Below are 12,838 nucleotides of genomic sequence, written 5' to 3'. Positions count from 1 at the left end.
TGTCGCAGCGCTTGTCAGCTATATTTATATAGTATGGAGACCGATCACGCAACCAAGGGTGTTGAGCTTCCCCAAGGATATGAGACCATGTCGTCCATGGGGACGAACGACTGGCGCAATACCGACCTGTCTGGGATCAAGCGCGTCGCGCTCTGGCTGCATTCCGAGGTGCGAACGGATGGCGTGTTCACGAAGCAGCAGATGAGAATGGCCCTCAGCTCAGCCGCGAAGCAGGAGCAGGATGAGCAGCTCGACCGCCGGATGCGTGACCTGCGCGCCGAGGGCTGGATCATCGCCACATACAGGGAGGACAGGTCGCTCAATCCTCGCGAACTCCGCCTGGTGGCGGAGGGCGGTCCCGTGTGGGTGGACGGGTATCAGTCACGCAAGCAGAAGGCCGTCACGGCAAAGGAGCGATTGAGCGTCTTTGCCGCCGATGATTATCTATGCCGGTATTGCGGCATCGGCGCGGGTGAACCGTACCCCGAGGACACATTGCGGCTCGCCAAGCTGACGATTTCGAAGGCGCAGTCAGGGCTTGTCACATGTTGCGACCGCTGCCGCGCAGGCCAGATTGACACCGAGTCTGCCGAGCAGGTCCTCGAGGCGGTGCGCTCACTCGACGATGCCGACCGGCAGCGCCTCGCCCAGTGGATGACGAGAGGCCGGCGCGATGCTGACGCCGCCGCGTCTATCTGGTTGCGGTACAGCCGGCTTCCTGCTTCGCAGCGGTGGCTGGTTGAGGCGGATTTGCGTAAGAGATGAATACGTACCAGTCCGCGGCCGGTTGCCGACGCAATGGCGTCGGCCGGTTTGGCAGCTCTGCGCGACCGTGTAGCTGACCTCGGGCAGCAGTTCTGGCTTGGCCCGGACTGCGTCGGCGGTATGGTCGCCTTCTGGACCGACTCGACCGTGGTGCACCTGCTGGTCAACGGCGTCAGCTCAAGACCGTGCCGTCCCGGCTCACCGCCGCACAACTGCGGCGACTGCTGGACGACGACGCCGGGCCGCCACCGCCACGGACCGGTGAGCCGGCATGGCGATCGAGGTGGACCGGACTGTCAACTCCGTCGGTGCTGTCGGCTTGGCCGGGCGACAAAACCCGGTCGGCTACCACGATGAGCTGCTCACCGAAGTCACCCGACCACCCGCAAGAAACGTCGCCCGGTTCAAGGCCCGCAAGCTAACCATCGCGCAAACCACAACGTTGAACTCCCGTTTCACCATCGAAATGCCCCGCGAGAAAACCACCACCTGATCCATCATGGGCACGTGAAATGCGCCGAAGCCCTGGGCAAGGCCCGCGACGCAGCCGCTCTGTGGAGAGTCGGCTACGTCCGTGCTGCTGAGCTTGTCGAAGTCGCCTGCGACCTGCTCGTCGCCGGACATGACGGTCCTACTCTCGCCATGCTCGCAGGGGTGCATACCCGCCATGCCGACGACGAAGTCCCTGACCTGCTGGAAGCCGCCCTGCAGGAGGTCGGCCTGGAGTTCTACCCGCCGGGCAGCCGCGCTGGTGCAGAGGCCGCAGTCAAGGCACTCGCTCGGCGTGTCCTGGACGGGCTCATGGAGCCCAGTGCCTTGACCGTGTGGGCATACACAATCTTCGGTCACGACACGCTGGAACTGGCGGAGCGCCTCGTCGAGCTGGACGACATCTACGACTGCTTGGAGGTCACCGACATGACCGAACAAGACGTCGACGCCGACGTCATCGCCGAGGCACGCCGCATCGTCGGCTCCGCTGACCTCACGGCTACGGAACGTTTCTAGCCGGAGCTGTCACATTTCATCTGACCCAGATACGTAACGGATCAACCAGAAGCCTGCCCACCGCCTAAGGCAGCCAACATCCGTTTTCGCCATTGAGCGGGCATCAGGAGCGGTAGTCCTCGCACTCCGAGTAACCCACCCTGCCCAGTCGCTCGCCGATCTCCGACCAGCTGTCGGCTTCAACCTCCTGCACCCTCGCCGCGAGCCACGCTCGGAGCGCGCGCACGTCGATGTCTTCAACGCTGACAACGAGATGGTGTCGTGCGTCGTAGAGGCCGCCGACCTTACGACAGGCCTTGGCCAGCCACTGCGGCGAGCAAACGGTGACGTCGAAGGACTCCTCGTCCGGCGTCTCGGGCGGGCCGACGATCATGCGGACGAGCAACGAGGCGCGCGGTTGATGGTCGACCAACTGGTCGAGCTCGGAAATCGCCTCATCCTGGGTTCACGGTGTGGTGATCACTGAGAGGGCGGGGCCTTGGTCGAGTTGCCTGCTTGGATCATGATGAACGGGTGAATCTGCGCCGCCCCGCCGGCTCCCGGGCGCTCGCGGTGGTTTTCGCGGTGTTGATGGTGGGCTTCGCCGGCTATCTGGTGAGGCTGCAGGTCACTGTCGACGGCTCGGTGTCCGGGCGGCTTTGGACCGGAGCGGGCACACTGATCGCCCTGCTCATGGCGGTCGGCATTTTCCGGTACGCGCTGCAGCCGTTTCAGGTCGACGTCGACGGGGACGGCTGGACGGTGCGGATCGGCCGGTACCGGCGAGACCTGCGATGGGCCGAGATCGCGGCGGTCGTGATCGAGCACCGGGAGATCGTGGGGCGGGGTCGCCGGATGGTTCCCGCGCTCTACCTGGTGCCTGAACCGAGCGTCAGCCTGGACGCTCCGAGCGACCTGCGGGCCACCGTGGACGGGCGGCCGGCGGTGCGGCTGTTCGATCTGGCCGAGCCGAAGATCGAGGAGAAGCAGTTCGTCCGTGACCTCGCGCGCTTGGCCGGGGACCGCCTCGAAGTCCGGGTCTACCGCCTCGGCCTTATGCTGCTGAGCGAGGCCGCCCGGGAACGGCTGCAGGGAGCCGCCGGGCAACGGCCGACCGACGGGACCGCTCTCCCCGCCTTCCCGCCCGGGGCGCAGGGCCGCCGGACGCAGCGCTGGATGAACCGGCGGCGCTTCCTGCTGTTCGTGGGCTGGTACCTGTTTGCCGTTGTCCCCGCGCTGCTGCTCTCCGGCTTCGCCGCCCGGCGACACGAACTGCTCGGCGCTGCGGTCGCCGTGCTGTGCCTGCTCGCGGTCGTCGCCGCGTACGCCCAGTTCGTCACGCTGTTCAGCCATGCCGGCATCCTCGTCGACTCCGAGTTTGCGATCTCCGGCACGGAACTGGTGTGGGTGGCCGGCGACCGCACCTACCGCGACGACATGCACGACGGCAAAGCCGTGGTGCTGCCGCCGGGGGTGAGGCGGGGCTACGGCAAGGCATGGCTGCTCGGCTTCCCGCACCCCGTGGTGCTGCTCGGCGATCCGCGGACCGGACTGTTGCGCGATCACCCCGACCTGCGCGCCGTGTCGGCGGTGCTGCGTGAGTCACCTCATGAGACCGACCGGGCCGCCGGGCGGCAGGTCGACAGCCTGGCTGTGCAGTCCCAGGCCGGCCAGCGGGTGGAGCCGGGCGATGCCGCAATCACCGACCTGTGGATCTCGCTGACCAAGACCGGCCGTGTCCTGGCCTGGGCCGTCGTCGTGGGCTCCGTCCTGCTGACCGGCGGCTGGATGCTGGAGAGCACCCGGTACCTGGGCGGCGCGGTGATCTTCCTCAGTGTGCCCCTGGCCACCGGGTGGGCGGCATACGCGCTCTACCGCGTATTCGCCCTACTCGGCGCTGCCTGGCGAGCAGTCCGGCAGAAATGAGCCGCTGGGCCCCCACCCCGTCATCGCTCTACTCGAAGTGGCGATCACACCGCTTGCGATAGCCGTACCAGTGGCCCCACAGACCGTGACGGTCCTCCGCCGGCCGCCGCGCACGGTCGGCGGCATGAGACTAACTTCGGCGTGTGACCGACGACATCACGCTAAGGCTCGATCGGGCCACCGCCGAGGACCTCTACGTGACCTTGCACGAAGTCGGGGAACATATCGCGGCCGGCGCCGCGATCACTACGCCGACCGCTGATGTGGTCGAGCGGATCGGGAGCCTTCTGCGGGATCTCGGCCATCGCCTCGGCCGTCCCTGCTCGCCGTACTGTGACCACCTGAGTTGATGCGAAACCGCCTCCGGCCGCCTCACCGCAATGATTTGCGCTCGGGTTGCGGCGGATGAGCGCCCGCGATCTTGGCGGTGCCATCTTCTTCACTGGTCGTCGGCGCGTGCGTGAGGGCCGTACCGCGCGAACGGAGGACGGCCAGCAGCCGGGCATGTTCGGCCGCGGTCAGATCGCCGGTCGGCTCCCCCGCATCCTCCATGATGCGCATCATGGAGACGATCTTCGTTGCCCCTCCGGGAGAGGTGTAGAACCCGCACCAGGATGCCGGTGGCAAGTTCGTACCAAGGCGGAGCGCGCAGGCGCCCAGCACCGCCACTCGAGCGTCCGTCTGTCGCAGTATCCGGGCAAGCTCATCGGCGTACAGGGGCTTATGCCGCTGCCGTCCTCGGGAGGCCGCCCAGCCGACCGGCCTCATTATCCGGGATGGTCGTGTTCCCCGCCGGCCGGACTTTCACGCGGCCGGCGGGGATCACGAAAGGGCGAATGCGCTGCTGTTCAGCGGTGCTTGACCAACGACTTGGCGGCCGGCACCGGCGCGGTTGCCGCGGCGGTCGACGGCGCCGGGGGCGGCGTCACCGTCCAGTCCGGGTGACCGGGCATCGGCGGCGTCTTCGTGCCGTAGAGCCAGTCGTTCAGGAAGCCGCGCAGGTTCTGCCCGGAGATCCGGGACGCCAGCGCGATGAAGTCCTGGGTCGAGGCCGACTTGCCGCGGTTCCGGGCCACCCAGGCCCGCTCGAGCGTCTGGAAGTTCCGGACGCCGATCCGCTGCTGCAGGGCGTACAGGACGAGCGCTCCGCCGTCGTACACGTTGGGGTTGAAGACGTCCCAGATCGAGTCCGACCGCAGCGGGTGGGCCACCGGGCCGTAGCGTGCGCGGTAGATGTCGCCGCACGCGTAGGTGGCCTTGAAGTAGGCCTCCCGGTCCGGGCTGCCGGTGTACTGCTGGAAGACGCCGGTCTCCTCGGCGTAGAGCAGCTCGTACCAGGTCGCGTGGCCTTCGCTCTGCCACACGTCGCTCCACGACCAGGGCGCCACGCTGTCGCCGAACCACATGTGCGCCAGCTCGTGCGTCATCACCGGGTCGAGCACGAACTTCGGCGCGGCGAACAGGCTGGTGTCGTAGAGGGAGATGGTCTGGGTCTCCAGTGCGAAGCCCAGGTCGGTGTCGACCACGAGGGAGCCGTAGTTCTCGAACGGGTACCGGCCGACCTTGTCCATCATCCAGGACAGCTGCGGACGCTCGACCTCGGCCTTGGGCAGCAGGTCGCCGGCGAGGCGGCGCGGGACGACGTCGCGGATAGGTACGCCGTTCACCGGCGGCCGGGTCTGCACGACGAAATCGCCGACGGCCGCCTGGATCAGTTCGCTGGCCATCGGCTTGGACTCGCGGTAGACCGAGGAGACGTAGCCACCGTGGCGCCGGTCGCCGAGGTGCCGGCCGTTGGCGACCGCGGTCCAGCCCGCCGGGGCGGTGAGCGTGATCGTGTAGGTGGCCATGTCACGCGGGTGGTCGTTGCTCGGGAAGTAGTTGTGCGACTGGTCCGGCTGGCCGGCCATGAACGTGCCGTCGGTCGTGGTCACGAAGCCGGCCGGGGAGTCGGCGTTGGCCTCGATCGGCGTCGACTTGTAGTCGCTGACGGTGACCCAGAAGCGCTTGCCCCGCTTCAGGTAGTGCCGTGGCGTAATGACCAGTTCGTCGCCATCGCGGGTGAATCCGGCGGTGGACCCGTTCACCGCGACCTTGCCGACGGAGTCACCGCCGAAGTCGAGGTTGAAGCGGGAGAGGTTCTGGGTGGCGACGGCCGTGATCGTCACGGTGCCGGTCACCGCCTGCTTCGGATCCTTGTGGGGGTAGAGCACCTGGAGGTTGTAGTCCTGCACGTCGTACCCGCCGTTGCCGAGCAGGGGATACAGCCGGTCTCCGAGTCCGGCCGAGCCCGGTGCCGGGGCGCTGCCGCTCGCGTACGCGGGAGCGGCCAGCCCGGCGGTCGCGACGAGCACCGCCGCGCTGCTGGCGAAGAGTACAGACAGACGACTGCCTATGAACGTTCTCATGGCCGGTGACGTTACGCGCCCAGCCGGATACCGCAATGCACTTCCATCCGTCGATCGCGACAGCGATGACGACGGAGGTGCCGAGGCGCGCCGTCTCTCTCCTCCCGCGAAAGTATTTGGCCGGGTCGTGCAACCTTGCCGTGTCCGGCGCGCCTCTCACCGCGACGAAGGGAGTCGAGCGTAGTGGATGCCGAAGACGCGGAGAGTTTCCGCGAGTTCGTCCGCACCAATTTCGAACGGTTGCGCTCGCTGGCGTACGTGACCTGTGGCGATTGGCAGGCCGCCGAGGACGCGGTGGCCAAGACGCTGGCCAAGCTCTATCCGCGATGGAAACGCGTCGCCGCCCCGGATGCCTACGCCCGCACGATGGTGGTCCGCGCGGCCATCCATGAGAAGAGGCGACCGTGGCGACGGGAGCGGTCCTCCAGCGACTCCATGCCCGAGGTGGCGCTGGCCGACCACGCCGGCCATGTCGATGAACGGCTGCGGCTCCGGGCCGCTCTGAGCCGGGTGCCGGTACGGCAGCGCGCCGTTCTGGCTTTGAGGTTCCTCGAGGGCCTCAGTGTCGAATCCACCGCCGAGGTCTTGAAGTGCCGGCCGGGCACCGTCAAGAGCCAGTCCGCGCGCGGGCTGGCCACCCTACGGACATTGCTGGCCGCCGAAGACATCACCATGTACGAGGAAGAGGGACAGGATCGTGTCATACCGCATCGAGGACGTCTTGAAGTCGGTGCAGGAAGCACCACCGCCGCCGCACACGACCACTGACCACATCATCGCCCGGGCCCACCGGACCCGGACTCGCCGCAGGGCCGCGCTGGGCGGCGGTGCCCTGGTCGCGTGTCTGGCGGTCGCCGTGACGGTGCTGCCTCGAATGAGTCCTGCCGGCACCGGCGGTGCCTTCCCGGCAGCGCAGCCGTCAGCACCGGCCGCCTCGTTCTCACCGCCTCCGGCCACGCCGACCGACGCCCCGCTTCCGGTCAGGAAGATCAACTTCGGCACGAACCTCGGCCAGTACCGGGTGGGCGCGTACCAGATCGGTCCGGCGACTAAGGTGACCGAGGGGTACACCGAGTTGCCGGTCTACCACGACGGGTCGACCTGGCAGAACCAGCTCGGCGAGAAGTTTCCGCTGGCCGTGGCCACGGTCACGGTGTACGCCGACAGCGTCTACGACCCGGGCACCTTCGGCGGTGTCGGGGACACCCAGCTCACCATCGGCGAGCCGTACACGGTGCGGGTGAAGGGCCGCAAGGCCATCGGCCGGGACTGGAGCTACGGCTCACCACAGGATGGCGGCACCACCGTACCGGCCCTGGCGTGGCAGTGGGCCGACGATTCCTGGGCGACCTTCCTGCCCAGCTTCGGCGGGCCGAGCATGTCCCGCGATCAGGTGGCCAGGATCGCGGCGGGCCTGACCACGACGACCCGGCGGGATCTGAAGGTCCCGTACCGCCTGGGCTACCTGCCGAAGGGCTGGCAGGCGGTCTCGGTCGAACAGAACGCGGCGAAGTACGGCATGTCGGACTCGGTGGTCTTCCTGCACCCGGGTCCCCTCGCCGATCCGGCGACGCGGGTCGACGCCGTACTGCCCGGCCATCTGGTGATCGGCGTCATGCGGAAGCCGAAGCCCGGCGAGAAGAACGAGCACAGCACCGAGCCGGGCGTGCAGTGCTCCGTCGCCGCAGAATCCTGTTCGGTGATCCATGGTGACTACCTCGTCACCGTGGGCGGCTACGGCAACGTCCTGTCGCCGGACCAGATTCGTCAGGTCGCGACGGAGCTGGAACTGCGCGACCCGGCCCAGCCGGGCAGCTGGGTCAAGGTCGACTTCTGAGCCGAGAGCGCAGCGCGGTATCCGGTCGCCGGCCGGCCAAGCCGGTGACCGGATACTGCCGCGCCGTCGCGGAGACGGGCCCGTCCGCAAGCCAGCCAGGTTGCTCGCCGCGGCCGTCTCGCCCGTCAGGGTGTCCAGGCGGTCCCGGCTATCCAGCTGACGTCGTCGGCCCAGGCGGTGGCGGAGTCGAACGCGTTGGTCCCGCCGTTGCTCGCCGTGTAGACGAGGTTGGTGTAATGCCTGATGAAGCGGTCGGGGAAGTTCACCGAGGCAAACGAGTTGCCCTGGCCGTTACGCCCGGCCTGGGGGCAGAACGTGGCGTCCTGAGCGAACAGGGAGCTGCCGTCGTTGGCGTTCAGGTAGAGCTGGTAATTCTGGTGACGCAGGTAGTTCCCGGCTGTGTTTCGTGATTCGAAGGACACGCAGGCGTTGTTGGCCAGCCCGGCCCGGACGATCCAGGACGCGTTGGCCTTGGTCGTCGAGGGGCTGGACGAGCTGACCACGGCGGTGTTGACGGTGCTGCCGGAGTGGGAGATGTACCGGGTGGTGCAGCAGGCGGTGGTGGCTCGCAGCGAGACGCTCGTGCCCGGATTCAGTACGGGCCCGCCGCCGGTCACGGTGGTGGTGTAACCAGCCGCGGTGATGTTGGCCTGCACCGCGTTCTCGGTGGCGTCGCTCGGATAGCCGGAGGTCATCACGCCTTCGTAGAAGGTGCCGGCACCGCTGATGCTGTTGTCACCGCCGATGCCCAGAATGATGGCGCCCTCCTTCTTCATCGGGTTGTATCCCGGCACGTTCGGGCGTACCCCGTTGTAGAAGGTGGACAGGCCGCCTGATTGGGCGTTACCGCCGCGGATCGACCAGTGGTTCGGCTCGCCCTTCACGATCGCGGTCAGGAACCGGTGACTGATGCTCGGGTCGCCCGCGTTGTTGCGCTGATTGACTCCCGAGAACAAGCCGTTCTCCAGGTCGGCCATGATCCAGGGGCCGTTGCCGGCACCGGAGCCCCAGATGGTGTTGTTGCCGAAGTAGATGGTTTCCATGGTGCCATTGCCGTTGTCACGGCTGTTGGTCTCGGCGTTGCCGTAGTCGAAGCAGCAGCCGTTGTTGTAGTGCGTGCCGTCCAGGATCGCGTACATGCCTTCCGGTCGGTCACCCGTGGCTACCCCGTTGGTGTTGTTGTTCCGGTATCCGGTTCCGGGTGCGACGAAGACGCCGTAGGCCTTGTGCCCGCCGATCGAGATCGGTGCCGAGGTCGCGTTGGCGAGGTTGTCGTACCCGCCGGCCGCCGGCCCTCGGAAGCCCCCGGGTGGCGCCTGGGTGAGCCGGTTGTTGCGGCTGGTCTGGTCGTAGATGATCGTGATCAGGCAGCTGGTACCCGCGCAGAACGAGTCCTGGGTCGTGGCATCGGCGACACCACCGGCGGTGAGCACGCCGACGTCGCGGGTGGTGTTGTCGGAGGCGCGGCGGACCTGGTACAGCGGGCCGCTGTAGGAACCGAACAGTGCGCGGGTAGTGCTGTGTGCAGCGACGCAGGGGGTTCCCCCGGCGGCATAGATATCGCATGGGCCGCTGGCGGCGGCCTGGGCTGGTGCGGCACCGGTGAGCAGTGCCGCCACGAGGCTGCTCGCGGCGACGGCCCCGAGCAGTGTGGCCCGTAGGCGGGATCCTGTGGTCATCGTCTTCCTCCGCTGGTGTGGACCTGTAGGTGCGGTCACCGGCTACTGCCGGGTCCATTTCTGGTTGCTGCCGCCGTTGCAGTCCCAGATCGCCACCGGGGATCCGTTCGCCGTGGCGGCGCCGGTCACGTCCAGGCACCGGCCGGAGGCCACGCCGACGATCGCTCCATCGGATGCTGGTCGCCACTGCTGGTTGGCGCCCCCGTTGCAGTCCCAGATCTGCACTGCCGTGCCGTTGGCGGTCGCCCCGCCGGCGGCGTCGAGGCACTTGCCGCCCGGGGTACGAAGTTCCGTGGCGGCAGTGCTCGTCCACTTCTGGTTGCTACCGCCGTTGCAGTCCCACAGAGCCGGCAGGGTGCCGTTGGTCTGGCTTCCGCCGGGCACGTCCAGGCAGCGTCCCGAGCCCTGACCACGCCAGGCCGAGGTCGTACCTGTCGGCGGGGTCCCGCCGCCGCCGGTGACGATGTACATCGCTGCACCGTGGGACGGCACAGACGCGCTGATGGTCGGGCCGGCGGTGCTCGTGGTGTGTGCCCACAGGTCGCGGACCGAGTAGCTCGACGCGCTACCGAGGCCCAGCTGGGACGCCGTGGTGCTGATGTTCGCGGTGCTGCTCCCCCGGTTGAGCAGGACGACGGCGGCCGAACCGTTGGCCATCGGCTTGGACCACACCTCGGTGTCGCCGTTGTCGACGATCCGGTTTCCCTGCCGGCCGCCCCAGTCCTGGTTGACGCCGATGACCTCGGTGTTGGTCAGGATGCTCCGGGTCGCCGCGCTCATCGTCCGGAGGTCGTTGCCGGCGATCAGCGGTGCGTTCAGGAGGGCCCAGAGGCTGAAGTGGGCCCGGGACTCGGTGTCGGTCAGGCCGTTGCCGACCTCCAGCATGTCGGGGTCGTTCCAGGCGCCGGGCTTCGAGAACGACGCCCAGCCTGGCTGGCTGTCCAGGATGCCCATCACCGAGTTCCAGTTCCCGGCGATGTCGCCCGTGGTCCGCCACGAGTTGCCGGTGGCGGCACCCCAGGAGCCGACGTTGTCGTTGCCCCAGTTGCACAGCGCGTACAGGATCGACCGGCCGGAGCTCGCCAGAGCGTCGCGCATCGCGGTGTAGCGCTGCTGACCGGTCCGGCCCTGGGTGTCTCCGCAGTTGTCGTACTTCAGGTAGTCGATACCCCAGGACGCCCACAGCCGGGCGTCGCGTTGCTCGTTGCCCAGGCTGGCCGGATACCCGGCGCAGGTGGTCAGACCGGCGGAGGAGTAGATGCCCAGCTTCAGTCCCTTGCCGTGGACGTAGTCGGCCAGGGACTTCATGCCGTTCGGGAACTTCTGCGGGTCCGGCACCAGATCGCCGCTGCTGTTGCGGCTCCTCAGCGACCAACAGTCGTCGATGTTGACGTAGGTGTAGCCGGCCGCGGCCATCCCACTGGAGACCATGGTGTCGGCCGTCTGCCGGATCAGGCTGTCGGTGACGTTGCAGCCGAAGGTGTTCCAGTCGTTCCAGCCCAGTTGCGGGGTACGGGCGAGGCCGTTGTCCAGGGCCTGGGCCGGCGCGGCGAAGGCCAGGACGACGGGTACGGCGGTGGCGAAGAGCATCGCGGCCAGCGCGACGCGGAAGGGTTTGCGCACGGGATTCTCCTTGCTGTGGGGGCGGGCAGGAGTCGCGGCACGGGTGAGAGACCACCGTCGGTGCTGACCGCCCGGCGCAGGGCGTAGCTGTCCCCGCTCCGGTTCGGCGTCTCCTTGGAGGCGGCGCAGCGGGCAGATCGCCCGAAGTTACGAAGGCATTGCGGAAGGGTTGAATCCTTGTTGATTCTGTGATGTTACCGTTCACATCAGGTCTGTCAATACTTACATGTATGGATGTCTTGGCACTCAGCGGTATGGCCGTCCCGGATACGGTGCCCGGCCACCGTCGGCCTCCTGCAGCGACGGGACGAGCAGCCCCGACCGTAGAGCCCGGGCGAGCGTGGGCGCGAGCGGCAGGCGCGGCAACAGCACGGCCTGGACCGCGTGGTAGACGTCAGGTTTGCCGGGCCACACGGTCGTGGCGGGCGTGTTGCGCGGGTCGAGTTCGTGCCACCACGAGCCGCCCGTGCGGTCGAGCAGGTGACGCTCAGCGTAATCCCACCAGGCGGCGTAGCTGTCGGCGTACCGCCGCTCGCCGGTGCGTCGGTGCAGTGCCGCGGCGGCGGCGATCGCCTCGGCCACCACCCAGTGCATCCGCTGACGCACCAACGGCGTGCCGTCCCAGTCGGTGGTGTAGACGAAGCTCTCCGCGCCGTCGGCGCCCCAGCCGTCGCCGACGGCCCGGTCGAACAGCTGCACCGCCGCTGTGGCGAGGGCGTCGTCGGTGCCGGTCGCGGCCTCGACGTTCAACAGCAGACGTGACCACTCCAGGCCATGGCCGGGTGTGGCTCCGTACGGTTTGAAGGGGTCGTCCGGTTGGCTGCGGTTGAAGCCGAGATCGGGGGCCCAGTCCGGCCCGAAGTGTTCGGGCAGGCGCCCGTCATGGGCGGCGGCGAGCTCGACGACGAATCGTGCCGACCGCGCGGCCCGGTGCCGCCAGGCGGCTGCTCCCCCGCCGATGGCGGGCGCACCCGGGGCCTCGAGCACCTCGACGGCGTCGGCAACGGCGAGCAGCGCCTCGACAGAGTGCATCGTGGCGTTGAGGCCGCGGTAGTCAGCGAGCTGCGTGAAGTCCGCGTCCCAGGTGTCCACCGGGCGGCCGGCGTCGTCGTCCCAGAAGCGCTCGAGGTAGACGTCGGCGGCGTCGGCGAGCAGCGTGGTGCCTCCGGGCCGGCCGGCGATCGCCGCGGACGACGCGGCGAGCAGCACGAAGGCGTGGTTGTAGCAGGACTTGCCGGCGGTGCGGTCGGGGGCGCCGTCGGGTCCGAGGGCGTGGAACCACCCACCGTGCTCGGTGTCGCGCAGTCGGCCGGTCAGGGCCTTGAGCGCGGCGTCGGCGACAAGGGCGCTGCCGGGCACGCCGAGCAGCACGCCGAGCGAGTACGCGTGCGTGGTGCGGGCGGTGATCCAGGTGAGCACGCCGTGCGTGGGATCAGGCTCGCCAGTGGTGTCCAGGTAGGCGGCGCCGCCGTCGGGCAGCGCCGACCGCGCGCCGAAAGCGAGTAACCGGCGGCACTCGGTATCCAGCCACGCGTGGTGGGCGGGTAGGGCGAGCAGATTCACGGGGACGGCCGGGGTGGCTGTCATGAAAGGGTCCTCTCCGACTGGTCCAG

The 12,838-nt window shown here is 68.3% G+C and carries 13 protein-coding genes; 7 read left to right on the top strand and 6 right to left on the bottom strand.

Annotated elements, in window-relative coordinates; translation table 11 throughout:
• Positions 1–33 precede the first annotated feature (33 nt).
• From ACWEOZ_RS10815 to ACWEOZ_RS10805, 3 genes are all read left to right on the top strand, one after another.
• On the top strand, positions 34–765 hold the full coding sequence (locus ACWEOZ_RS10815) for an HNH endonuclease (RefSeq protein WP_451910517.1): 732 nt from the start codon (positions 34–36) through the stop codon (positions 763–765).
• 271 nt (positions 766–1,036) lie between these two features.
• Positions 1,037–1,258: a hypothetical protein gene (locus ACWEOZ_RS10810; protein ID WP_451910516.1), complete on the top strand. Its 222-nt coding sequence runs from the start codon at positions 1,037–1,039 to the stop codon at positions 1,256–1,258.
• A 14-nt stretch (positions 1,259–1,272) separates the two neighbouring features.
• Positions 1,273–1,773, top strand: a complete 501-nt coding sequence (locus ACWEOZ_RS10805; protein ID WP_451910515.1) for a hypothetical protein — start codon at positions 1,273–1,275, stop codon at positions 1,771–1,773.
• A gap of 103 nt (positions 1,774–1,876) precedes the next feature.
• Here the strand turns inward: ACWEOZ_RS10805 and ACWEOZ_RS10800 are convergent, their stop codons facing one another.
• Positions 1,877–2,185: an Imm8 family immunity protein gene (locus ACWEOZ_RS10800; RefSeq protein ID WP_451910514.1), complete on the bottom strand. Its 309-nt coding sequence runs from the start codon at positions 2,183–2,185 to the stop codon at positions 1,877–1,879.
• A gap of 101 nt (positions 2,186–2,286) precedes the next feature.
• Here ACWEOZ_RS10800 and ACWEOZ_RS10795 point away from each other — a divergent pair, with 101 nt between their 5' ends.
• Positions 2,287–3,678: a hypothetical protein gene (locus ACWEOZ_RS10795; protein ID WP_451910513.1), complete on the top strand. Its 1,392-nt coding sequence runs from the start codon at positions 2,287–2,289 to the stop codon at positions 3,676–3,678.
• A 143-nt stretch (positions 3,679–3,821) separates the two neighbouring features.
• A complete protein-coding gene (locus ACWEOZ_RS10790) occupies positions 3,822–4,028 on the top strand; it encodes a hypothetical protein (RefSeq protein ID WP_451910512.1) in 207 nt (68 codons plus the stop codon).
• A 22-nt stretch (positions 4,029–4,050) separates the two neighbouring features.
• Here the strand turns inward: ACWEOZ_RS10790 and ACWEOZ_RS10785 are convergent, their stop codons facing one another.
• On the bottom strand, positions 4,051–4,242 hold the full coding sequence (locus tag ACWEOZ_RS10785; protein ID WP_451910511.1) for a hypothetical protein: 192 nt from the start codon (positions 4,240–4,242) through the stop codon (positions 4,051–4,053).
• Positions 4,243–4,526: 284 nt separating this feature from the next.
• A complete protein-coding gene (locus ACWEOZ_RS10780; RefSeq protein ID WP_451910510.1) occupies positions 4,527–6,086 on the bottom strand; it encodes a M1 family metallopeptidase in 1,560 nt (519 codons plus the stop codon).
• Positions 6,087–6,269: 183 nt separating this feature from the next.
• On the opposite strand from ACWEOZ_RS10780, the gene ACWEOZ_RS10775 reads away from it, so the two are divergent.
• A complete protein-coding gene (locus ACWEOZ_RS10775; RefSeq protein WP_451910509.1) occupies positions 6,270–6,854 on the top strand; it encodes a SigE family RNA polymerase sigma factor in 585 nt (194 codons plus the stop codon).
• On the top strand, positions 6,784–7,923 hold the full coding sequence (locus ACWEOZ_RS10770; RefSeq protein WP_451910508.1) for a hypothetical protein: 1,140 nt from the start codon (positions 6,784–6,786) through the stop codon (positions 7,921–7,923). The genes ACWEOZ_RS10775 and ACWEOZ_RS10770 overlap by 71 nt, the downstream gene beginning before the upstream one ends.
• Positions 7,924–8,048: 125 nt before the next feature.
• On the opposite strand, the gene ACWEOZ_RS10765 is transcribed toward ACWEOZ_RS10770, so the two are convergent.
• From ACWEOZ_RS10765 to ACWEOZ_RS10755, 3 genes are all read right to left on the bottom strand, one after another.
• On the bottom strand, positions 8,049–9,602 hold the full coding sequence (locus tag ACWEOZ_RS10765) for an alpha-L-arabinofuranosidase B (RefSeq protein ID WP_451910507.1): 1,554 nt from the start codon (positions 9,600–9,602) through the stop codon (positions 8,049–8,051).
• Between the two features lie 42 nt (positions 9,603–9,644).
• The gene (locus tag ACWEOZ_RS10760; RefSeq protein ID WP_451910506.1) at positions 9,645–11,225 is read right to left on the bottom strand and encodes a ricin-type beta-trefoil lectin domain protein; all 1,581 of its coding nucleotides are present in this window, start codon (positions 11,223–11,225) and stop codon (positions 9,645–9,647) included.
• Positions 11,226–11,471: 246 nt separating this feature from the next.
• Positions 11,472–12,812, bottom strand: a complete 1,341-nt coding sequence (locus ACWEOZ_RS10755; RefSeq protein WP_451910505.1) for an AGE family epimerase/isomerase — start codon at positions 12,810–12,812, stop codon at positions 11,472–11,474.
• Between the last annotated feature and the right edge of the window lie 26 nt (positions 12,813–12,838).

The sequence above is a fragment of the Actinoplanes sp. NPDC004185 genome (genome assembly GCF_053603475.1).
Note: the sequence above shows the minus strand (reverse complement) of the source record. Positions and strands in the feature narration are given on the sequence as shown.

Coding starts and splice junctions, on each gene's coding strand:
- ACWEOZ_RS10815 (WP_451910517.1), top strand. CDS start 34: ATGGAGACCGATCACGCAACCAAGGGTGTTGAGCTTCCCCAAGGATAT.
- ACWEOZ_RS10810 (WP_451910516.1), top strand. CDS start 1,037: ATGGCGATCGAGGTGGACCGGACTGTCAACTCCGTCGGTGCTGTCGGC.
- ACWEOZ_RS10785 (WP_451910511.1), bottom strand. CDS start 4,242: ATGATGCGCATCATGGAGGATGCGGGGGAGCCGACCGGCGATCTGACC.
- ACWEOZ_RS10780 (WP_451910510.1), bottom strand. CDS start 6,086: ATGAGAACGTTCATAGGCAGTCGTCTGTCTGTACTCTTCGCCAGCAGC.
- ACWEOZ_RS10765 (WP_451910507.1), bottom strand. CDS start 9,602: ATGACCACAGGATCCCGCCTACGGGCCACACTGCTCGGGGCCGTCGCC.
- ACWEOZ_RS10755 (WP_451910505.1), bottom strand. CDS start 12,812: ATGACAGCCACCCCGGCCGTCCCCGTGAATCTGCTCGCCCTACCCGCC.